Consider the following 20218-nt stretch of genomic DNA (forward strand, 5'->3'; position numbering starts at 1 on the left):
TTTACTTTCGTATGAAGCGCCCCACTGTGCCGCCCAATGCCTCCGCCGGTCATTCTTGCGCCTTCCGGATCCCCCATCTCATTGCTTGAATGAGGATGAGGCATGCGGGGAAATTCCGTCCCTGGTAAGCCTCGATCATTCAGTGCTCGTGTGAGTGCTTGCTCGCTGGAGGAGAGAAGACATGAATTCTCGCAGAACCTGTACACTCGGCGCGCTCGGTGCGGTTGGTGCCATGGGCGTGGCACTGGTAGGGGCCTCGCCGGCCGCCGCGCAGCCGATCGCCATCGTCCCGTGCTCCACCTCGGCCCTGGTGGCGGCGATCGAAACGGCCAACGACGAGGGGGGCGGAGAGCTACTGCTCGCTGCCGGCTGCACGTACACCCTGACCGATGACAACGAGGACAGCGGGAATGGGCTACCCGTGATCACCTCCGACATCACGCTGCTGGGCGCCGGCACCACGATCGCGCGGTCACCCTCCGCCGACGATTTCCGCATCCTTCAGGTGGCGCCCGAGGGGGAGCTGATCCTCTCGGCGCTCACCATCAAGGGCGGCTCGACCGAGGGCGACGGTGGCGGCATCCTGAACGAGGGGGACCTCACCCTCAACGCCACGCAGGTCAGCAGCAACACGGCCGGCTGGGGCGGCGGGATCGCCAACTACGGCGACCTCGTCATCGACGTCGGGAGCAGGGTCACCGCCAACTCGGCGGAATACGCGGGCGGCGGCGTCGCCAGCACCGGCACCGTGAAGGTGCGCGCGTCGTCGATCGACCACAACAGCGTGACCGGCACCGACGCGCTGGGCGGCGGTCTGTTCAACGAGTACGGTGTCGTGCTGGTCGAGGTGAGCGGCATCGGCTCCAACTCCGCTCTCGGGGACGGAGGGTCCGGCGCCGGCCTGGCCACGGTGGGTGGCTCGGTCGACCTGACGCTCAGCACGGTGGAGAGCAACCACGCCGACACCGCCCCGGGCGGCATCTCCAACGACGGCGGTGACGTCGGCCTGTTGCTCAGCCCGGTGTTCGGCAACGACCCGACGAACTGCGCCGGCAGTCCCGACCCCGTTCCGAACTGTCTGAACTGACCGGGAACCGCGGCCTCTCCGGACGGGATCACCGTCCTCTGCTCGGCCTTACGGGCAGAGGACGGACGGGACCTGTCCGGGGAGACGTCTGCGCGCGCTCGGCCGTGCTCCCGCGCTCCCGCGCTGGAGAGCGGGGCCGGCGGTGGACCGTCGAAGGCGGCGAGAGCGGCATGGCGGGCGGGCCGGGTGGCCCCATCGGTCGTCACCGCCCGGCGTCCACCGACCCGCGCGCCGAGAGGCGACCGTTGAATTCCTTGACGGCCGCGTCCCCTCCGCGTGCGACCAGCCTGCGGCGGAAGTCGCACAGAGAGCGGTCGGCCAGGTGGGAGCGGAGTCCCTCCATGAGCTCTACGGCCATGGTCGCCGTGTGGCAGGCCCGCTCGGTCTCACCGAGTTCGACCCAGGCCGTGGCCAGCAACAGCAGATCGATGGTCCGCCTGCGCACCCGGCTGTCGGGCTGCCCCGCCAATGCCTCCTCGGCCCAGCGGACCGACTGCTCGGGCAGCCGGAGATCGCGATAGCAGTGCGCGAACTCCTCGGCCAGCGCGGTGCGATCGAAACCGATACCCCACTCCGGATCCGTGTCGCCCCGGATCTGCTCCATGGCCTCCAGGGCCTTTGACAAGGCGGCTTCGCACGCCACGACATCGCCCATCAGCGCGTGGCCGCGGGCCTCCGCGGCATGGAACAGGGCCCGCATGCGGGACGTCGCTGACTCCCGCACCCCCCCGCGGGCGGTCAGGGCGAGTTGGACGACTTCCTGCGGATGCCCGAACTCGGGAGCCAGGCGGCTCATGCCGTCGGCCAGGATGTGGGCGCCGAAGCGGCGGTCGTTCGCCATCTGGCTCAGCCGCAGGGCCTGGATGTAGTAGCGCTGGGCGAGCCCCGGGCGGTCGATGTCCACCGCCAGGTCTCCGGTGAACTTGGTGAACTGGGCCACCGCACCGAAAAGGCCACGCCCGATGGCCTCCGTGTAGGCGCCCTGAATCAGTCCGGAGACAAAGCTGTTGAGATAGTGCACGGCGATATGGCGCACATGCCCGGCCCCGAACTTGTGGTCGAGTTCAGCGAGTGCGCGTTGCGTCGCCCGCACGGCTTCGACGTCCGCCCCGACAACTCGCGACCCTTCGCCCCGCGTCACCTGGGAATCAGGTGGAGCGATCAGCCAGTCGCGGCTCGGGCCGATCATCGAGGAAACGGATACCACGGTCCTCACCAGGGGTCCGCGCGGATCGGCGTCGGCGGCCCACAGCTCGAGACAGTTCTCCACCGCCTGGGGGATGCTCGGAGCGAAGTGCAGCCCCGTTCCGTTGACAGGATTCCGGCCGAAGGCCATGCCAATGTCCTCGAGTGATACGGTACGCTCGAGTCTCTCGCTGAGCACTTCGGCGATGAGCATCGCGGCCTTGCCCCGCGGACGCTGCCCCCGGACCCAGCGGCTCACCGAAGTCTTGTCATAGCGCAGATCGAGTCCCAGCTTCGCTCCGCGCATGTTGACGCGACGGGCGAGCCCCGCGTTTGAGTATCTTGCCTCCTGGATCAGCGCGTCCAGTCGTGCATTCGGTTGACGTGAGAGGAGGGGGCGCGCGGCCATGATCTTCGTTCCTTTCGATCGTGCCGTGGGAGATCGCGGTATCCCGTCGCAGATCTGAAACGCATGTCCAGTGTCTTCAGGTACTCTTCCTGTGACAAAGATCCTTGATAGATCATTCTCTCTTTTCCGTGGATGGCAACGGCGCCTAGTGGTGAGCGGACGGGGATATCGAGCGAAGGGTCGTTCTGCGCCCTGGTTGTACCCGCGCGCCCCACAGCATCCGGCCACGCCCGAGCAAGTCCGGCGCGGGGGCGTGTGGAAAGACCAAGAGGGAAAGACCCGGGTGGCTGGGACGCCAGGCCCCCGTGGATCCTGGGGGAACGGCGCCTCCTCTCAACGCTCCCCGAAGACCGGTCTGTTGCGGCATCCGTGTCCACGAGGCAGCTCGGAGTCGCCGCAATCCGCCTTCCCGTCGAATCACTGGGAAAGCTGGTGAGGCGTGGCGGCGGAGAATCGTTACGGCATTGCCGCGGGCATGCCGCAAAAATCGATTCAGCGCACTCCGGCCGACGAAGTAATCCGATACGAACAACAGTTGTCGGGCTGAAACTCGGCGTAGCACACGGAGGGCGCGAGGTCGTTTCGGCTTGAGTTACGTGCGCCCGCAGCGCGTTCCGTTCACGTAGCGTGAAAAGTGCGCCTTTGCGATGCGACGTCCGAGGCATGGCGCCGAGGAAGTCTCTTGCGAGCGGGATGTGGTGAAGAAAAACCAGGGGTGGCGTGGGGTGGTCTCCGGATGGTTTGTCACCGCCCACCGCCCCCGGAACTGAGTAATGAGCGGTGTATTCCGATGACCGGACAGGCCCTGCCCGACCGGGAGTTCACCGCCGACCGAGGACAGGTCGGTCTTCCGCTCCGGCGCCCCGGCATCGGCCCTGAAAATACCCGGCCGCGGTCAGTGGCTCGTCACGCGAGTGCCGCCATGGACAGAGCCGTCGACGCCGCACCGCACTCCCGGCTCGCGCGGGAACGGCGTCGACGGCATACCGACCGCGGTTCGCCCCCGCTCGTCGGCGCGCCGGCCGGCGAGCGGGGATGGGCGAACCCGCCGGCGGAACCGGTGGCTAGCCGGGGGTGACCGCGTAGGTGAAGGTCTGCGAGGCATCGACGCCGCCCACGCTGGTCACGGTCACGGTGACCGTCCCGGTGCCGCCGGGAGAGTAGGCGATGAGCGTCGAGTCGTCGACGACGAGGAAGACGGCCGGGTCGGGACCGTACGACACGTCGAGCACATCACTGAGGTTGGTGCCGGTGATGGTGGAAGCGGTGCCGCCGTAGTCGGGGCCGGATGTGGGCGTCATGCCGACGACGGTGGGCGGTGCCACGTAGGTGAAGGTGAGCCCGTTGGTCGTCCCTCCGGCGGTCGTGATCGAGACGGCGACGGTGCCCGCGGTCGCCGCGGTCGGGACATTCACATCCAGCCGGCTGTCATTGACCACCGTGGGGACCGCCGCATTGGAACCGAAGGACACCGAGGAGGCGGTCGTCAGATTGGAGCCGATGATCGAGGTCGTCGCACCGGTGAGCGGCCCCGAGGCACTGCTGAGACTCCATTTCAGTGGGGGAAGAATGTAGTAGTACCACACCGGCGCGCTGGTACCGCCGGGAGTGGTGACCGTGACCTGGACCGCGTTCGCGTTCGAGGGAGCGATCGCCGTGATCTGCGTGCTGCTGTCAACGGTGAAACTGGCCGACTTGGAGCCGAATTTCACGCTGGTGGCACCGGTGAACCCGGTGCCGGTGATGATGACGCTGTTGCCGCCCGAGGCGGGGCCTTGGTTGGGGTTGAGCGTTACCACGATGCATTCTCCTTCGCCTGTGGATGCTTTGAACCGTGCGCGGAGAAGGCAGGCCACCCCCGGAACACTCCGCTGTGATCGATTGAAGCAATCGAGAATCAGCACGAGGAGAAGCGCGTTGAGTCGTATGTGACACATAGGAAAATAAGAAGTACCAATCGACGTACCACGATCGGTTCCGAATCCGCCCTTTTCCCGGCGATCGTCCGGTGACACGCTGTCAGAGATGACGAGAGCACAACGGTGGGCGAGAGGAATTCCACGATGCCCCAGACGACAGCGGCCCTGCCCCCCTTGCCACGCGACGAAGTCCGCACCATCGGCGTCGGTGCCGTGCCCCTCGGCATGGCGCTGCGGCCAGACGGGCTGCGGGCCTATGTGGCGCACTCCGGCGTCGGCACGCTCGGCGTCATCGACGTTGCCGCCAACTCCCTCACCGGAAGCGTCGCCGTCGGGAACGTTCCGTGGGGAGTGGCGGTCGGTCCTGATGGCGGGCGCGTCTATGTGACGAATGCCGGTTCCGGCACCGTCAGCGTCATCGACACCACCACCGCCACCGTCGTCGCCACGGTCCCCGGGCTCGCCGCCCCGCGCGGTCTGGCAGTCGTCCCTGATGGCGGTCGCGTCTACGTGGCCAATTCCACCTCCGGCACCGTCAGCGTCATCGACACCACCACCGCCACCGTCGTCGCCACGGTCCCGGTGGGCAGCGCTCCGGAGTGCGTAGCCGTAAGTCCCGACGGCGGGCGCGTCTATGTGACGAATGCCGGTTCCGGCACCGTCAGCGTCATCGACACCACCACCGCCACCGTCGTCGCCACGGTCCCCGGGCTCGCCGCCCCGCGCGGTCTGGCAGTCGTCCCTGATGGCGGTCGCGTCTACGTGGCCAATTCCACCTCCGGCACCGTCAGCGTCATCTCCACCGCCACCGCCACCGTCACCGGCACCATCGACGTCGCCACCCCGCCGCAGAATGTGGCGGTCTCCCCCGACGGGACCCTGCTCTACGTCACGAAGACCGGTGCCAACACGCTGACGGTGATCAATCCGTCCACCGACATGGTCACCCACAACCTGCCAGGCTTCGCCGGCGCCTTCTGGCCGGCCGTCACCCCGGACAGCAGCCGGATCTACGTCACCAACAGGTCGAACGGCACGGTCGCCGCGCTGAGGCGCCTGACGAGCATCTCCCCCAACCATGGCCGGCACAGCGGGGGGAAGACGGTGACCATCGTCGGCATCGGCTTCACGGGCACCTCGTCCGTCCATTTCGGCATCAGGCGGGCCAAGCACTTCACGGTCGTCAGCGACACACGGATCACCGCTGTCACCCCTGCCCGGGCCGGTGCGTCGGTGCCCGTCACGGTGACCGCGAGCGGCGGACGCGCGGTCGTCGGTCGCTTCTACTACCACCACTATCCCGCGATGACGGCCCTCACCCCGTCCTTGGGATCCGTCCTGGGAGGCGGACAGGTCACCATCACCGGCAAATGGCTGTCCGGGATCGAGGAAGTGTGGTTCGGCACCACAGCGGTCGTCCCCACCGCGGTATCGGACTCCGTGGTCACCGCCTTCGTTCCGGCATCGGCCACCGCCCGCGTCGTCCCCGTCCATCTGACCACCCACGGCGGTGTCTCGAACACTCTGGACTACACCTATCTCACCACCCTCTCGATCACGGGCATCAGTCCCGTCTCCGGACCACAGATCGGTAGCAGGCCGGTGAACATCGCCGGCACCGGCTTCTCCCGGGTCAGCTCCGTCACCTTCGGGGGCAGCCCGGCCGTGTTCCGGATCATGTCGGACGTCAAGATCCAGGCCATCACCCCCGCCCACGCACCCGGCGCCGTGTCCGTCGTGGTGAGTACCGTCACGGGCGCGACGGCGGTCTCGCCGATGCCCTACACCTACACCCTCTGATCGGCGCGAACGGCGATCAGCAGCTCCGTGCAGGTCCGTCGGTGGGGGCCGTCGACGGGCGGGCCGGGCCGTGAGGAACCCGGCCATCGCGGCGGCCCAGCCGGTACCGCTGGAGCGATCAGCGACGCGGAGTCGGCGTCGTGCGGTGCGGGCGTCATGGTGCTGGAAACCGTGTGCGCCCGGCCATCGGGCCGCCACGGCCCGCGCCACCCGCTGCGCCCACCAACAGCGTCCGGCCGCCCGGGACCCACGGAAGGCAGGGGATTGGCGATCTTGCTCCGCTCACGTGGACGGGTGTCTGACGCCCGCGCCCCGCTCCCCGCCGGTGCTGCGCCGGCGCCTGGAGGTCGGCCGCCGACTGCGAGAGGCGCGCGAGTACCGGAACCTCAGCCAGCCCGAACGTGACGAGTTGGCCGGCGTGGACTTCAAGCCGATCAGCCGTATCGAGACGGGTTCGGTGACGCCGCTCCTCGACACGCTGCTGGTCCTCGCGGACGCCCTTGCCATCAGCCCGCAGCAGTTGCTGCCGCAGTGGCCCCGGCCGCCTGGGGGGTAGGCAGGGCGGCCGGGGCGGTGCTCCGGCGGCCGGTATGGCAGCCACCGCCGGAGCGGGTGCCTGCCCGGGCCGCTCACGAAGCCCGGGCAGGCGGCCTACTCGTCGTTGCCCCGGAGGCGGTCGGCCGCGACTCCGCCGAGATCGGCCGTCAGGTCGCGGGCCTCCTGGGATAGCGACTGGTCGTGCGCCGCGTTCGTGGCGGCGCCGAGCCCTCGCACAGTGGCGAAGAACTCGTCGTCATCCATCTCGTCGGCACCGGGCATGGGTCCTCCTCGTAGGTCGTGGATGTGTGGTGGGTGCCCGCCCCCGCGCAGGGGTGGGTGGTGCCAGGAGGCGGGCGGGGGCCTGCGCCGGCCCGGGCCGGCGCAGGCCACCCCAGGGGCTGAGGAGGGGCGCTCCACGCCGGGCCGGCGCAGGGTCTAGGTGGCGGCCGTCGGCCGCGGGGCAGCCGTGGCGGGCTTGGGCGGGCAGTCCGTGCCGCAGCGCCACACCTGGTGGATGTGGAGGCGGCCGTGTACCTGCCGTGCGACGGTGCCCGCGCGGCAGGCGGGGCCGACGATGTACCGGCCGCACAGGCCGCAGTGCGTGCCGAGCGCCTGTCCCTCGGTCAGGTACACGTGCGGCGCGCGGCGCAGCAGAACGGCCAGCGGCGCGGCGGTGGTCGGGTCGGTCACCGCACGGCCCCCTCTGTCGCGTGGCAGGCGTGTGCGCAGGCTTCGGCGCGCACGGAGCTGTCGCGATGTGGGGGTGGCGGCGGGTCTCCATGACGGCAGGCCCAGCACTCGCCCAGATGGCAGTCAGGGCTGAGGTATCGGTAGGTCGGCGGGCCTCCGGTGATGACCAGGGCCAGCGTCTCGTGCAGCAGGTCGGGATGGGTGAGGCAGTCCCCCGCCGGCGGGACCCACCAGCGCAACGGCGCGCCGACCGGCGTGTGCGCAGGCGGTACGAGCAGGGCCCCGGTCCGCTGCACGGTGACGCCCGCCATCGTGGCCCAGGTCGCTGTCGAGCCAGGCTCGACCAGCCATACGAGCCTGGCCCGCGCGCGGTCGTCGACAGCGGCCCCGGAGCGCTCTCGCAGCCCGTCGACGACACGAACACCCTCGTAGCTCGCCACCACGACCGCGTCGAACCACAGGCCGCACTGCACGTAAACAGCGGGGCCGCCTACCGGCAGCCAGTCGGGTAGCACCAGGCACCTCCGGAGTCATCGGGATTGTGACGATGACTGAACGTAGGGTGCCTGTGACAGCGCAGTATGAATCGCGGGAATACCCGCTGGTCAGGCCGTGGAAATCAGTCGTCCAGCCGGAAGCGGCCCGACATCCGTCGGAGCGACTCGGACAAGCTGGTCCGCTCGCCGCTCCTGATCCTGCGCAGCGTCGCCCGAGCGATCGGGTGGTTCCGGATGAGCTGCGGCGCGGTCGCCTCGGCCTTCTCCAGTTCCTTCAGGGCCTGTTCCCGCTGCCCTGTCCACAGATATGCCCGCGCCAAGTCGAGTTGGTAGTGGCCGCGCCGTGACTTCGGCAATGCGAGGACGGCCCTCTTGTCCATCTGTTCGTGGAGCCGCAGCGCCTCGTCCTGATGGCTCATCTCCAGTTCCACGTTGACACCGTGGATGGACACATTCGCGGCGCTGAAAGTGAGGCTGTGCCGGTCGAACTGCGGCTGGTGACCCGCAGCCAGCTCAGCGGCCTCACAAGCCTGGTCGATACGGTGCCGTGCTTCCGCCTCGCGCGCACCGCGTGCGGCGGAGACCGCCGCACGGAGGTGCAGGGCGCCCCAGGCCCGCACGGCGAGGGGATCGCCACGGCGGTACTCGGGCTCGATAGTGAGCAGCGCCTTGTCGGACAGAGCGACAGCGTCGGACCAGTCGGCGGTCGCCCACATGTCCCACACCCGCATCCAGTCGGCCACCGCCGGCATCAGGGCGTCACCAGACCGCTCGGCCGCCCAAGCGGCCCGCTCGCAGGTAATGGCGACCAGTTCCGGGTGCCCCAAGGCGTGCGCGGACGTGTGCCCGAACTTGCAGGCGATCGCGTAGATCGCCCACGCCTCTTCGCGCTCGTGGCCGGAGGAGACCTCAGCCAGCGCGCGGGCCTCCCGCAGCAGATCGGGCAGCACGGCCAGGATCTTGGTGTTCTGTGCGTTGTCCCGCAGTTCGTGAAGCTGGGCGGTGCGCGCCCACAGCGACTGCGACGGCCTGGGTTGCCCATCGAAAATCGGCGCCAGGTCGTAGCGACGCAGCTCCCTTATGATCGCCGCCGCCGAAACCTCCCACTGATTCGCCGCCGCGGCACCCCCGCGGTAGGGACGGTCGATCAGCTCGTTGGGGTGGATGTGCAGCACGCCGGCGACGGCGTTGATGACGCTGGTGCGGTCCAGCTCGATGAGCCCCTTCTCGGCTTTCGACACCCATCCCTGAGTTCGGCCGAGGGCGTTGGCGACGTCGGCCTGGGTGAGCCCGAGCCGGAGCCGTGCGGCGCGCATCCGCTGACCGATGCTCTCTGTCTCATTCATCGTCACATCACCGACTGTCCGGATACGGTGATGTGCGGGGGCATGCCGTCGGACATGATGGTCTCCATGTTCGTCCTGCGGTAGCACACAGGACGGTACCCCTCGCCACGGTCGGGGGGACAGCGAGCGGCCTCACCTTCGCGGCGGATTCAAGGGCCGTTGTGCTGCCGACGGCAGACGTGACCTCCCGCTTACTTGGGGACGTGGAGAGACTTCTCGGCACCGACACCGGTCCCGCCACGCTCGACGTGGACGGCGTGGAGATCCCCGTTCACGCCGAGCTGACCGCCCGGCAGGAGATGGGCGACTGGATCGACGACACCGGCACACCTCTCGGCCTGGCGGCCGGCCGCCTGGGGCGGTGACCTCCGCGAGCCCGCTCCACGTGCCACGCCTCGTCCCGGCCCGGGTCGATGACTTGGTCGACGCGGCAGCACCACCGACCACGTGGTCGGTGGTGCGCGGGAAGGCCACGGCCGTGACAGCAGAGGGTAGTTGGAGGCGTCGTAGCGTAAGGGCCCGTCGATCCCGGGCCGGTCTCCACCCGCAGACCGGGTGTGATCGCGAGACGTACACCCGGGGTGCGAGGGGGCCGTCATACGTCCACCGCCCATCTGCTCAGCATTTCTGTCCCACGCCTACTTGATGAGGTCCTTGAACTTGTAGTAGCCGCCCGCGAAGGGCAGGAACCAGGGCGGGCCGAAGTGTCCCGGGATCCGTCTGAAGGGCAGGTCGCGCCAGGGGTTGGCGGTCGGCGTGCCGTTCATGTAGTCGGCCATCTGCTTGCCCATGTGCGTGGCCATCTGGACGCCGTGGCCGGAGTAGCCGAGCGAGTAGAACAATCCGTTCTGCTCGCCGGCGTGCACCATTCGGTCCATGCTCATATCGACCAGGCCGCCCCAGCAGTAGTCGACGCGCGTGTTCGTGAGCTGCGGGAAGATCTCGGTCATCGCCTTTCGCAGGATGCGCCCGCTCTTCGCGTCCGACTGCTGGTTGGACATGGCGAACCGGGCGCGACCACCGAACAGCAGCCGCTCGTCCGGAGTGATCCGGAAGTAGTTCAGCAGGTTCAAGGTGTTCGATGCCATCCGCCGATTCGGCAGCAGCATGTCGCAGACGTCCTTGCCCAGCGGTTCGGTCACGATGATGAAGCTGCCGAGGGGCGCGATCCTGACCTGATGCCAGCGGAACGGCCTGCTGGTGTAGCCGCTGGTCGCGACCAGCACCTGGTCGGCCTGGACGGTCCCTCGCGGAGTGACCAGCTCGTGCCGCGTACCGTCCAGTCGACTGACCTTCTCGACCATTGCCTTCTCATGAATGATGACGCCGATCCGCGCGGCCGCCTCGGCGAGCCCCTTGGTGAACTTGCCGACATGCAGCCCTGCGCTCCTGGCGTCGACCATCCCGCCGTGGAAGCGGTCGGAGCCGATCTCCGAGTGGATCTCGCTCTTGGCTATGAGCCGGGTCTCGACCCCGAGGCGGCCGGACATGATGGCGTGGGTCTTGCGCAGACCCTCGACGTGAGCCGGCTTGGAGGCCAGGATCAGCTTGCCCGTACGAGCGAAGTCGCAGTCGATACCCTCGTCGTTGACGAGCTTCTCGATGGTGTCGACCGCGTCATGGTAAGCCAGCAGATACGCCTTCGCGGTGTCGAACCCGTAGCGGGAGACCGCGTCCCGGATCCCGATCGACAGGCCCATGGTGGCCATGCCGCCGTTGCGGCCCGATGCGCCGAATCCCACCGTCTCCTTCTCGAAGACGTGCACGTTCGCGCCCTTGCGCGCCAGGTGCAGTGCCGCGGAGAGGCCGGTCAGGCCGGCCCCGATGATCGCCACGTCGACATGCCCACCGATCTCGGTCCGGGACCGGTCCGGACCCTCGGGAGCGGTGTCGAGCCAGTAGGGGGTGAACTTCATGTCGCTGCTCTCTCCTGCCGGTGCCGTCCGCTGTGAACGCACGTGGGTCAGGCCCTTTCGAGGTCCGCCGTCGGACGTGTGCTCGCCGCCCCCCGGACACCGTTCACAACCTTCTTGATGTCCGGCGGAGCGGCCCTGAGGGGAGGTTCGGGGCCTGTTGACACTCGTCGACTATATTCATATGGTCGACAATCGACAAGTGACAGCGACTGACCGCCTTCGATCAGCACCTGGAGGAACCGTGGAATGGGAGAACAAGCCGAGGTTCGTCACGTTCGACATGAACGGGACGCTGATCCACTTCCGTATCAATGAGGTGATCCGTCGGGTCCTGGGCCACCGGCTCCCGGCCGAGCTCGCCGACGAGGTCCTGCGGACCGGCACCCAGTACCGGATGGACGAGTGCCTGGGCGAGTACAAGCCGTTCCACCAGATCGTCGCCAACGCGCTGGAACGGACCATGCGCAGGTTCGGCCTGGAATACCGTGAGGGCGATGGTCAGGCGGTGTACGAGGAGATCCCCACGTGGGGCCCGTACCCCGGCGTCAGCGAGGCGCTGCGGCGCTTGGCTGAGGAGTACCCACTGGTGATCGTGACGAACTCCGACGACGTGCATGCGAAGCGCCTCGCGGAGAATCTCCAGGCCCCTTTCGAGGTCGTGATCACCGCCGAGGAGATGGGCGTCTACAAGCCACGGCTCCGTGCGTTTGAATACACGCTGGACAAGCTCGGCGTCGCACCCGACGACATCGTGCACGTCTCGGCGAGCCCGCAGTACGACCTCCGCTCCGCGGCCGACATGGGCATCAAGAACACGGTGTACATGGACCGCGGCTTCGAGCCGGACCACCCGTGGCTCGGCTACAAGCGGATCACCGACATCGCCGACCTCCCCGTCCTTCTCGGCCTGCCGCGCCCGTGACGTGTCGCCCGACACCACGTTGTCCAGGGCTCGGGGATCACGGCTTGGGTGATACCCGGCCCGACCGGCCTCCGTGCGGGTGTGGATCACGGAGGCGGTCTCTGGATCGCTGAGATCCAGGGAAAGCAAGCCATCCCGTGACCCACGAGGACGGGGTGGACGACCGCCGGGTGTGGCTCATCGAGCACGCCGCCAGGATCGGAGACGTCACCGATCTGCCAGGTGTTCGGCGTCTCCGGCAAGACCTGGTACGACTGGACGAAGAAGGCCGAACAGTCGGCGCCCGGAGGCGCGAAGGTGCCGCGCCACACCACCTGGGCACCGCCAAGCCACGGACCGCCAGGTGCTGACAGACATCCCGGAGGTATAGTCGACAAACGACCAAGGGAGGGCGACGGGGTGGACCACAAGTTCGAGTGGCTGGAGCACCGGAGGACGACGCCGGACGGCGTCCACCGCGTACTGCGTGCCGCCATCCTCGACGGGATCGTACCTCCTGGTGGACAGCTGCGCGAGGCACACATCGCCGCGGATCTCGGGATCAGCCGGTCCCCGCTGCGCGAGGCGCTGACCAAGCTGGAGGAGGAAGGGCTCATCGTAAAGATCCCCTTCCGTGGGGCGTTCGTCGTAGAGGTGAGCGCTCGTGAGGTCGCCGAAATCGCCTCAGTCCGTCTACGTGTCGAGCCGTACGCCGCTGAGCTCTCAGCCGAAGCACTGCGCGGTCCTGAGCGGCCGCAGTTGATGCAAACCGTCGAGGATCTCCACCGGGCGACTGAGAAGAACGACATCCCGGCCAGCATCGACGCACACCTTCGCTTCCACAGGCTCTTCTACGACCTCTCGGAGCACGGCATCCTGCAGAGTCTCTGGAATGGTTGGGAGACCAAGCTGCGCCTCTACCTCAGCGTCGATCACCGCACTTACAGCGACCCGCGTGAATTGGCCGTCGAGCACGAGAGGTTGGCCGCGGTTGCCCTGGAAGGCGACACCGACGCGTTCCGCCAGGAACTGGCTGCCCATTTCCAATCGGCGCTGCGAGCCCAGACGGGAGATCAAGGGGAACGCACGCCCCGGCATGCATGAGGTCATGCCGCCTCCGTGAAGTGGTCCAAGGCCGCTCGGAGGTCTACCGGGTACTGGAGGACGTCCACACCCTGGCCGGGCCCCGCACGCGAGATCCCGTGCACCGGGTGCGCCGGATCCTGGTCCACTCCACCGCCGTCGCGGCGGGCCGGCTCAGAGCCGCGAGAAGCGTCTGGCCCGGGCCAGGGAGGCGATGGACAAGCTCGCCGGTCGGCGGGCGGCCGGCACGACAAGACCCGCGAGAGGGTCACGGCCCCGGCCGGGGTCACCGCCGCCAAGCGGCGCGTCACCGCCTGCCTGCGCTGGACCATCACCACCGACGAGCACGACGCCCCCGCCCTGGCCTGGCACGTCGACCAGGACGTCCTGAATGCCGAGGCCGCCGTCGACGGCTGGTACGCGATGCTGACCAGCATCTGCACGATCCGGACCGGACCGGTCCAGACCGCCCACCGCATCCGCGGCGACAGCGAGCGCGTTCGGGGCCGCCTGGCGCGCCGGCGTCGCGCGGTCTCAAGGTCGACGTCCCGGCCCAGGGTGCCCTGACCGAGGAGCTTGCCGTCCTTGGCAGAGCAGCTGACCCGCCACGTAGACACTGGAGCAACCGTCCGCAGCAGCGCGGCGTCGAAGTTGCCCGACAGCATGTCGGGCTCCAGTGCGGCGTACTCGCCGCCCCGGATCGTGACCTCGATGCCGAGCTGCCGCACCTGGTCCTGGATCACGGCTGCGACGTGGCGAGCTCGGGCTGGTCGTTGTAGGCCATCAGCGCGATCGACAGCGACTTCCTTCTCTCTCTGCCGACACGCCGGCGAGCGGATCCCGAACGGTTGATTTCTGGGTCATGCCCGAACGATCAAGCGCCTCGGCCCCGTTACGGACGTTGGAGGCCGAAGAGCACCGGCAGCTCGGCGATGTCGGTGATCCGGGTGTAGCTCAGCCACGGCTGGTCCGGCTCCCATCCGCGGTCCAGGTACACCTTGTTCTTGATGCCCGCGTCGAACGCCGCCCGGTGGTCATACTGCGGACTCGCGGAGACGTGCACGATCTCGTCGGGCGCCACCCCCAGCTTGTCCAGCATGTACTCAAACGCACGGAGCCTGGGCTTGTAGGCCTGAGCCTGCTCGGAAGTGATCACGACCTCGATCGGCGCTTGGAGGTTCTCCACGAGGGACGGCGCCTGCGCGTCGTCGGTGTTGGTCAAGATCACCAGGGGGTACGCCTCCGCCAAGCGCCTCAAAGCCTCGCTCACGCCCGGGTACGGCCCCCACGTGGGAATCTGGTCGTAGACCGCGCGTGCGTCGCCCTCGCGGTACTCCAGGCCGAACTTCGCCATGGTGCGGCGCAGCGCTGCCTCGATGACCTTGTGCATGGGACGCCAGTCACCCATGCACTCGTCGAACCGGATCTGCTCCCCGGCGAGCTCGAAGTCGTCGACGATCTCGGCCGGGAGCCGGTCGCCGAGGACCTTCCGGATCGTCTCGTCCTGCCGGTACTGGATCAGCGTGCCGTTCATGTCGAACGAGACGAACTTCGGCTTGATGTCGATACCCACAAGTCCTCCTAGTGCAGTGAGGGCGGCCAATCAGTTTGGTCGATTGTCGACCAAGTTAACGTTGATTGTCAACAGCCTGTTGGGGCCTCGTCCCTCTGGGCCCGCGCGTTTCGCAGGCCGCTGGTTCGCTGAGAGATCAGCATGGCGGGGGTGAGTTTTGAGGCTCGAAAGCTCCCGAAACCCGGAGGGCTGTAACCGCCGGGTGATCTTCCGCGGCCAGGGACTACGCGACTCAAGCCCGTTCGGGGTCGGTGCGCGGTGTGGTCTGCCCAGCTCTCCTGCTCCCCCGGCCGCGACGACAGGAACGCGCGGGGCCCGGCGCCACCCCGGCGGGAAGTCCCCCCTCCCTGCCGATGCGTCGCCGCCCCTCGCCCTCGACCACGTGCTGGTTCAGCCGCGTGTGGCCACCGGGATTCGGCTTCGAGGGACGACCGAACTGTGGGCGCCTGAGTCCTCCTCAGGACCAGAGGTGCGGCTGGCGCGGCGCCCGCGGGGGTGAACCGGTGCTCTGGCTCGGACCTTGGCCGACGATTCACCCATAACTCACATAAGTTACTTTACGCTTGGAGTCGACTACCCAGGGGAATCATTCCAACGCATACCGTAGTCCACCCCCGAGGGGAGTGGCTGTCATGGAGCAGGAACCGCGTATCGAGGAGCCGGAGGTCTACGAGCCTCCGGTGCTGGCCGAGGTCGGCGGGTTCGCCGACGAGACGATGGGGAATGGCGGGTTCGTCCCCGACGGGATTCACTACCAGTACAAGCTCTGACTTGAGCGGGGAATCCTGACGCGCACCACCAAGGACGGCTCCAGCGACGAGTGGCACGCGGGGCTGGCCGCCCAGCGTCGCACCTTCGCCGGCTGGGCCGAGGACTTCCGGCTGGCCAACATGGGTCTCATCGATCCCGCGCCGCTGCGCCGCGCCCTGCTCGCACCCGCGCTGCTCAACGGCGGTGTTCCCGAGTTGGCGTACACCCTGGCCGTCGAGGAGTGGCTGCGCGCCCTCGAAGCCCACCCCACCCCAGCCACCTGAAAGAGCATCAGCGTGAAGCTGCGCCGTGACGTCACCACTTGCGACACTACCGACGGGATGATTCTCCTCGATGAACGCTCAGGCCGATACTGGCAGTTGAACCTCAGCGGCGACCGAGTTGTCGACCATCTTCTCCGCGTCGCTGGAGGAGTATTATCCCGGATGAGTAGTCAGTTGATCACGCCGGGGGGCGAAGGTGGCGCGTGCTTCCGACTGGTCGCCGGTCGACATGGACGCGGACCCGACGCCTGGACGTCCGGAAGAAGTTCGCGAACTGGCGGACGAGTTACAGGAGTTCGCCGACGATGTCGGTGAGGCGCTGGGGAAGATCCGGGGAATGGCCTCGGACCGGGCAGTACTGGACTGGGCCGGACTGACCGCAGATGCGTTCCGTACCGAATTCGACGGCGTATCGGAAAACCTGACCAAATTTCAAACCTCCTACGATATGGCCGCCGAGGCACTGGCACGGTACTGGCCGACGCTGGAGAACGCCCAGGCCCTGGCCGACCGGGCACTGGAGCAGGCGATCGCCGCGCAGACGGATCTGCGGGCCGCGCAGGCACAGTTGATCGACGGCGAGGATTGGGTGTCCCGCGCGGGAGACGAGGCCGAGCGGCTTCAGGACCAGGCCCGGCGCGAGAGCACGCCCGAGCCGCCCTCGGAGTCGGATGTCCGTAGCGCGGTACGGGACCATCAGGCCGCTCAGGCGGCTGTCACTGCGGCGCAGGACCGGGTGTCCGCAGCGGAGGAGGCCCTGTCGGCCGCGCAGGAACTGGCCCGGCAGGCACAGGAGATGCGCGAAGATGCCGCGCGGGAGTGCGCCCGTGACATCGACGCGGCCTCCGATGCCGGCATTCACAACCGGCGCTGGTGGGAGCAGGCGATCGACTGGGTCCGCGACAACTGGGACACCATCGTCGAGGTCTGCAAGCTGGTCGTCGCCGTCCTGGGCGTCGTCGTGATGATCATCGGCGGCCCCCTCGCCTGGGTCGTCCTCGCCGCAGCCCTCATCGTCCTGGCCGACACCCTCGTCAAATACGCCAGAGGACAAGCCACCCTCCTCGACGTCGCCTTCGCCGCTGTCAATGCCTCTTCGTACAGTGATTCCGCTGCTGGTCAGAGGGGGTGCGGCCGTGTGGTGGATCGGCGTGCGCGTGGTCACGCGGGTGGCCGGAGAGACTTTGGGCGGGAGCTGCCGGGGGGCGAGAGAGCGGGGGGCCGTACGCTTGCCAGCGGATCGGGCAGCCTTGGCCTGCCCGGTGTTGTGCCCGATGGGCCCCCCGCTCTTCGAGGCTCGCCCCCCGGTGGCTGCCTAAAGTCTCGGAGGCCGCCCGCCCCGGCACGCCCTTTCCGTTCCTGCTTGTTGTGTCGGGAGGAGTCAGTCCGCGGGAGGTCGGTTGTACTTCTGCATCGCCACCTTGGAAGTTGAAGCGTCCTGGAAGACGAGTTCCCACGGTCCGGTGTTGATGTCGAATTCCTTGCCGAAGCCGACCCACTTGCCGGACATCCTCCGATCGGTCAGCTCAATCACGAGCTGTATGGCGCCGTGGTAGCGGGCGCCCTGGTAGTAGCCGTCGGTGGCGGTCTGCTCTGACCAAGTGCCGGTCGCGACCTTGCCGTCGACTTGCAGGTCGATCGTCAGGGAGGAGTCGGAGGAGCCGGGAAGGCTGCGGACCGTCAGTTTGTCGCCGTGCTGGAGGATCACCACGTGGTGCAATCCGGTGTGCTTCTCGTCGCGTCCGGAGCTGAAGTATTCGTAGCGAGAGAGCCAGATGCCGGAGTAGTTGGTGTGGGTGCGCGGTGCGGCGGAGGGCTGTGCTACCGGGGTTGGTGGCGTGGCGGCGGGGATGCCGTCTGGTGATGTCTCGACGTCGTGTCCTCCGTGTTCGTCGTCGGTTACCCGGGCCAGTGGGACGGGGGTTGTGAAGCCGAGGGCTTCGATGGGGATACCGGTCACTTGCTCCAGCGCGCGGGCGTGGACCGGGCGGGGGTTGCACGTCGTCCCCGCTTCCCAGCGTTGCACGAGGCGCTTGGAGGCTCCGGGGATGCCTGCCTCGCGTAGTGCCTTGGCGAAGTCGTCTTGACTCATGAGCAGGCCCATGCGGACGGCCCTGAGTGAGGAGTTGGGTGTTGCGCTCATGGAAGGCACAGTAGACGCCTAGTGGGAGAAATGTCACCGGAATGACGTCATTGATGTCGCCGGAATGACGCCTTGAACGACGTCGCGCTTACCGCAGTCGAGCCGCCACGCTAAGTGGACCCCGCAGCCGGTGGGACGGCCCGGGGAATGGCCAACGCCACAAGGAGCGCCGACATGGATCACAGTAACGGCAAGGACCACGCAGCCGCAGAGCCACCCGAGTGGCTGCCCTCGGCTGAGGAGGGTACGCAGGCGGTGCCGTGCGGGAAGTGGTTCGATGCGGTGCGGGTGCCGCAGCGGAACGGGCCGTTCGTCCTGGCCCGGCTCAACCGGGCTTCCGGTCCTGTGATTCAGGGGCCGGTGAACTGGTTCTGGCTCATCGGGCCGGGCTTGGGTGACGACTGGAACCTTCCCGCCATGGCCGTGCTGGGCATCGGCAGCCACATCGCTGTTCCGCCCGCGAACAGTACGGCGGCGCCGCTGCCGCGCTGGCTGCTTGCCCCGGTGGGCGACTGCCTGACCGATCCCGAGCCGCTGCGCTCCGCCCTGACCGTGATCGGCATGCCGGGAGTGCGGCATGGCTGATATGCAGCCATCTGACAGCTTTGAACAGCAGTCATGTCCGCACCTCGGACAGCTACGGGACATGACGAACCGAGCGCGGTTGTTGCCGTGGCCGGGTGAGGACGGCGGTCCCTGCTATCTCTCACCCGAGGGTGAGGGCGGGGAGCTGGCGTCTTTGGCCGACCAGACGGAGGCCGTCCAGCTTGCGGCGGGTGCCGAGGTGCTGGGTTACTTCCGGCCGAAGCTGGATGATCCGGCGGCGTCGGCGGAGGATCTGCGGTTTGCGGCGAAGCAGCTCGCTCGGTGCCTGTGCACTGTGTTGCGGGTGGCGGAGAGTCGGGGCGGGCGGCTTGCGGATGGTGAGCTGTCGTGAGCCATGCGGTGATCCGGGGTGCTGAGTGGGTGCTGAGTGCTGAGCGGGCGGAGGGTGCGCCGGATGGCATCTATGGTGCCGAGTGTCTGTGGTGTGGTGAAGCCTCGCCGCTGGTGGACAACGATCAGAAGCCGGTGGGGATGTGGGCGCTGGATCACGCGCTGCGGCTTGGGTTAGATCACGGTCAGTTCCTGGTGACGTCGCAGCGGCACTGGCGGGTTGACCCGGTGGTCCCGGCTGGTGATGCGGGGCGTCCTGCTGGCGAGCGCCCGCCTCGGGCTCATGCCCGGCCGCGTGGGGGTGTGCGGGGGCTGCTGGTGCGGGTGGTGCGGTTGGCGGTCGGCTGGGTGGTGGCGGTGTCGGCGCGGTTGCTGCCGGGGCTGACGGCCGGTGCCGACGCGGGCCGTGGCCGGTCGCCTGTTTCCTCGACTCCCGCGCGGCCGAACAGAGGTTCTTGACGGCCCCTCTGGCCGCACGGGCTGGTGGTGTTCCCGACCGGACAAGCCCCGAGTAGTGGCAGACGTGTCACAGCCTGAGCGGACGCGCTTGGGTGCTCCCGCCCCGGTCCGCCCCTTAACTGGGGTGCCGCGCGTTGCGCGGTGAGGACACCATCATGGCTCCGTCCATCCGGGCTTCATTCCTCTCGCCGGATGGACGGGGCCTCTTTGCGTGTGTCGGGGCGCGGGGTTGAGCGGGGCGTGTCGGCGGGGAGCGGGAGCGTGGCCCGGGTGTGGGTCGGCCGTGGCGGTTGGTCCGGCTGGATCGTCGTGGGTGGCCGGTCTGGGGTTCTGCGGGGTGGGCGCGTCTGGTGTGGGGTGGCCCGGGGCCGCTCGGCCGGGAACGGCCGAAGGTCCGCATGCCCGGCCGAGGGCGGCACGGGGGCCGCCCGGCGCGTCGGTGGACGCGCCCTTGAGTAAGTAAAGAAACTTTGGACCGCCCTGGGCTTCGACGGGTTGCGTGCCGGGTGTGGAGCGGGGTGGCCGGTGGCGGTGAGGGCCTGGCGCGGTGAGCGGACACAAGGCGGATCGGCTGAGCGATGGCCCGGCGGGCTGGTGGGCTGGTGTGGGGTGGCTGCTCGGGAATTCGGTTGTTTGGCCGGTTATGGCGGCGCATTGTGGTAGTTGGCCGTTGTGCGGGTGGTGGTCCGCCCGGACGTGG

The 20218-nt window shown here is 68.2% G+C and carries 22 protein-coding genes; 12 read left to right on the forward strand and 10 right to left on the reverse strand.

Annotated features, from left to right (window positions below):
- The first annotated feature begins 181 nt into the window (after positions 1 to 181).
- Positions 182 to 1087: a hypothetical protein gene (locus OIE51_RS10100; protein ID WP_326597081.1), complete on the forward strand. Its 906-nt coding sequence runs from the start codon at positions 182 to 184 to the stop codon at positions 1085 to 1087.
- A 202-nt stretch (positions 1088 to 1289) separates the two neighbouring features.
- Here the strand turns inward: OIE51_RS10100 and OIE51_RS10105 are convergent, their stop codons facing one another.
- The gene (locus OIE51_RS10105) at positions 1290 to 2681 is read right to left on the reverse strand and encodes a transcriptional regulator (RefSeq protein ID WP_326597083.1); all 1392 of its coding nucleotides are present in this window, start codon (positions 2679 to 2681) and stop codon (positions 1290 to 1292) included.
- A gap of 1064 nt (positions 2682 to 3745) precedes the next feature.
- Positions 3746 to 4585, reverse strand: coding sequence for an IPT/TIG domain-containing protein (locus OIE51_RS10110; RefSeq protein WP_326597084.1), 840 nt, complete (start codon positions 4583 to 4585; stop codon positions 3746 to 3748).
- A 159-nt stretch (positions 4586 to 4744) separates the two neighbouring features.
- Between OIE51_RS10110 and OIE51_RS10115 the strand changes: the two genes are divergently transcribed.
- A complete protein-coding gene (locus tag OIE51_RS10115) occupies positions 4745 to 6400 on the forward strand; it encodes an IPT/TIG domain-containing protein (RefSeq protein WP_326597086.1) in 1656 nt (551 codons plus the stop codon).
- 286 nt (positions 6401 to 6686) lie between these two features.
- Positions 6687 to 6956 (forward strand): helix-turn-helix domain-containing protein, encoded by a 270-nt coding sequence (locus OIE51_RS10120; protein WP_326597088.1) that lies wholly within the window; start codon positions 6687 to 6689, stop codon positions 6954 to 6956.
- Positions 6957 to 7051: 95 nt separating this feature from the next.
- Here OIE51_RS10120 and OIE51_RS10125 read toward each other — a convergent pair whose 3' ends face one another.
- The 4 genes from OIE51_RS10125 to OIE51_RS10140 form a co-directional block, all read right to left on the reverse strand.
- Positions 7052 to 7219, reverse strand: a complete 168-nt coding sequence (locus tag OIE51_RS10125; RefSeq protein ID WP_326597089.1) for a hypothetical protein — start codon at positions 7217 to 7219, stop codon at positions 7052 to 7054.
- Between the two features lie 156 nt (positions 7220 to 7375).
- Positions 7376 to 7630 (reverse strand): hypothetical protein, encoded by a 255-nt coding sequence (locus tag OIE51_RS10130; RefSeq protein ID WP_326597091.1) that lies wholly within the window; start codon positions 7628 to 7630, stop codon positions 7376 to 7378.
- Positions 7627 to 8145: a hypothetical protein gene (locus OIE51_RS10135; protein WP_326597092.1), complete on the reverse strand. Its 519-nt coding sequence runs from the start codon at positions 8143 to 8145 to the stop codon at positions 7627 to 7629. The genes OIE51_RS10130 and OIE51_RS10135 overlap by 4 nt, the downstream gene beginning before the upstream one ends.
- A gap of 104 nt (positions 8146 to 8249) precedes the next feature.
- The gene (locus tag OIE51_RS10140; protein WP_326597094.1) at positions 8250 to 9473 is read right to left on the reverse strand and encodes a helix-turn-helix domain-containing protein; all 1224 of its coding nucleotides are present in this window, start codon (positions 9471 to 9473) and stop codon (positions 8250 to 8252) included.
- A gap of 203 nt (positions 9474 to 9676) precedes the next feature.
- On the opposite strand from OIE51_RS10140, the gene OIE51_RS10145 reads away from it, so the two are divergent.
- Complete coding sequence (locus tag OIE51_RS10145; protein WP_326597096.1) at positions 9677 to 9838, forward strand: hypothetical protein; 162 nt, start codon at positions 9677 to 9679, stop codon at positions 9836 to 9838.
- 273 nt (positions 9839 to 10111) lie between these two features.
- Here OIE51_RS10145 and OIE51_RS10150 read toward each other — a convergent pair whose 3' ends face one another.
- Positions 10112 to 11389: an NAD(P)/FAD-dependent oxidoreductase gene (locus tag OIE51_RS10150; RefSeq protein WP_326597097.1), complete on the reverse strand. Its 1278-nt coding sequence runs from the start codon at positions 11387 to 11389 to the stop codon at positions 10112 to 10114.
- A 241-nt stretch (positions 11390 to 11630) separates the two neighbouring features.
- Between OIE51_RS10150 and OIE51_RS10155 the strand changes: the two genes are divergently transcribed.
- Together OIE51_RS10155 and OIE51_RS10160 are read left to right on the forward strand one after the other, a co-directional pair.
- Positions 11631 to 12311 (forward strand): haloacid dehalogenase type II, encoded by a 681-nt coding sequence (locus tag OIE51_RS10155; protein WP_326597099.1) that lies wholly within the window; start codon positions 11631 to 11633, stop codon positions 12309 to 12311.
- Between the two features lie 399 nt (positions 12312 to 12710).
- Positions 12711 to 13394, forward strand: coding sequence for a GntR family transcriptional regulator (locus OIE51_RS10160; protein ID WP_326597101.1), 684 nt, complete (start codon positions 12711 to 12713; stop codon positions 13392 to 13394).
- A 2-nt stretch (positions 13395 to 13396) separates the two neighbouring features.
- On the opposite strand, the gene OIE51_RS10165 is transcribed toward OIE51_RS10160, so the two are convergent.
- A complete protein-coding gene (locus OIE51_RS10165; RefSeq protein ID WP_326597102.1) occupies positions 13397 to 14116 on the reverse strand; it encodes a hypothetical protein in 720 nt (239 codons plus the stop codon).
- A gap of 149 nt (positions 14117 to 14265) precedes the next feature.
- The gene (locus tag OIE51_RS10170) at positions 14266 to 14946 is read right to left on the reverse strand and encodes a haloacid dehalogenase type II (RefSeq protein WP_326597103.1); all 681 of its coding nucleotides are present in this window, start codon (positions 14944 to 14946) and stop codon (positions 14266 to 14268) included.
- Positions 14947 to 15578: 632 nt separating this feature from the next.
- Here OIE51_RS10170 and OIE51_RS10175 point away from each other — a divergent pair.
- The 3 genes from OIE51_RS10175 (at position 15579) to OIE51_RS10185 (ending at position 17412) form a co-directional block, all read left to right on the forward strand.
- Complete coding sequence (locus tag OIE51_RS10175) at positions 15579 to 15716, forward strand: lasso RiPP family leader peptide-containing protein (RefSeq protein WP_326597104.1); 138 nt, start codon at positions 15579 to 15581, stop codon at positions 15714 to 15716.
- Positions 15717 to 15836: 120 nt separating this feature from the next.
- The gene (locus OIE51_RS10180) at positions 15837 to 15980 is read left to right on the forward strand and encodes a hypothetical protein (RefSeq protein WP_326597106.1); all 144 of its coding nucleotides are present in this window, start codon (positions 15837 to 15839) and stop codon (positions 15978 to 15980) included.
- 229 nt (positions 15981 to 16209) lie between these two features.
- Entirely contained in the window at positions 16210 to 17412 is a 1203-nt protein-coding gene (locus OIE51_RS10185; protein ID WP_326597108.1) for a WXG100 family type VII secretion target, read from the forward strand.
- Here the strand turns inward: OIE51_RS10185 and OIE51_RS10190 are convergent.
- On the reverse strand, positions 17362 to 18123 hold the full coding sequence (locus tag OIE51_RS10190) for a helix-turn-helix domain-containing protein (protein WP_326597110.1): 762 nt from the start codon (positions 18121 to 18123) through the stop codon (positions 17362 to 17364). The two genes, OIE51_RS10185 and OIE51_RS10190, sit on opposite strands and share 51 nt — an antisense overlap.
- 174 nt (positions 18124 to 18297) lie before the next feature.
- On the opposite strand from OIE51_RS10190, the gene OIE51_RS10195 reads away from it, so the two are divergent.
- The 3 genes from OIE51_RS10195 to OIE51_RS10205 are packed head-to-tail and all read left to right on the forward strand — an operon-like array spanning position 18298 to position 19518.
- Positions 18298 to 18708 (forward strand): hypothetical protein, encoded by a 411-nt coding sequence (locus OIE51_RS10195; RefSeq protein ID WP_326597111.1) that lies wholly within the window; start codon positions 18298 to 18300, stop codon positions 18706 to 18708.
- Positions 18701 to 19060: a hypothetical protein gene (locus OIE51_RS10200; protein WP_326597113.1), complete on the forward strand. Its 360-nt coding sequence runs from the start codon at positions 18701 to 18703 to the stop codon at positions 19058 to 19060. The genes OIE51_RS10195 and OIE51_RS10200 overlap by 8 nt, the downstream gene beginning before the upstream one ends.
- Positions 19057 to 19518, forward strand: a complete 462-nt coding sequence (locus OIE51_RS10205) for a DUF7848 domain-containing protein (protein ID WP_326597114.1) — start codon at positions 19057 to 19059, stop codon at positions 19516 to 19518. The genes OIE51_RS10200 and OIE51_RS10205 overlap by 4 nt, the downstream gene beginning before the upstream one ends.
- The last annotated feature ends 700 nt before the right edge of the window (positions 19519 to 20218 follow it).

The sequence above is a fragment of the Streptomyces sp. NBC_01803 genome, assembly GCF_035917415.1.
Lineage (GTDB): Bacteria > Actinomycetota > Actinomycetes > Streptomycetales > Streptomycetaceae > Streptomyces.

What these genes read in the sequence shown, in the direction of transcription:
- OIE51_RS10100 (WP_326597081.1), top strand. Translation starts at nt 182, where the DNA reads ATGAATTCTCGCAGAACCTGTACACTCGGCGCGCTCGGTGCGGTTGGT.
- OIE51_RS10105 (WP_326597083.1), bottom strand. Translation starts at nt 2,681, where the DNA reads ATGGCCGCGCGCCCCCTCCTCTCACGTCAACCGAATGCACGACTGGAC.
- OIE51_RS10115 (WP_326597086.1), top strand. Translation starts at nt 4,745, where the DNA reads ATGCCCCAGACGACAGCGGCCCTGCCCCCCTTGCCACGCGACGAAGTC.
- OIE51_RS10125 (WP_326597089.1), bottom strand. Translation starts at nt 7,219, where the DNA reads ATGCCCGGTGCCGACGAGATGGATGACGACGAGTTCTTCGCCACTGTG.
- OIE51_RS10140 (WP_326597094.1), bottom strand. Translation starts at nt 9,473, where the DNA reads ATGAATGAGACAGAGAGCATCGGTCAGCGGATGCGCGCCGCACGGCTC.
- OIE51_RS10150 (WP_326597097.1), bottom strand. Translation starts at nt 11,389, where the DNA reads ATGAAGTTCACCCCCTACTGGCTCGACACCGCTCCCGAGGGTCCGGAC.
- OIE51_RS10175 (WP_326597104.1), top strand. Translation starts at nt 15,579, where the DNA reads ATGGAGCAGGAACCGCGTATCGAGGAGCCGGAGGTCTACGAGCCTCCG.
- OIE51_RS10180 (WP_326597106.1), top strand. Translation starts at nt 15,837, where the DNA reads ATGGGTCTCATCGATCCCGCGCCGCTGCGCCGCGCCCTGCTCGCACCC.
- OIE51_RS10185 (WP_326597108.1), top strand. Translation starts at nt 16,210, where the DNA reads ATGGACGCGGACCCGACGCCTGGACGTCCGGAAGAAGTTCGCGAACTG.
- OIE51_RS10190 (WP_326597110.1), bottom strand. Translation starts at nt 18,123, where the DNA reads ATGAGCGCAACACCCAACTCCTCACTCAGGGCCGTCCGCATGGGCCTG.
- OIE51_RS10195 (WP_326597111.1), top strand. Translation starts at nt 18,298, where the DNA reads ATGGATCACAGTAACGGCAAGGACCACGCAGCCGCAGAGCCACCCGAG.
- OIE51_RS10200 (WP_326597113.1), top strand. Translation starts at nt 18,701, where the DNA reads ATGGCTGATATGCAGCCATCTGACAGCTTTGAACAGCAGTCATGTCCG.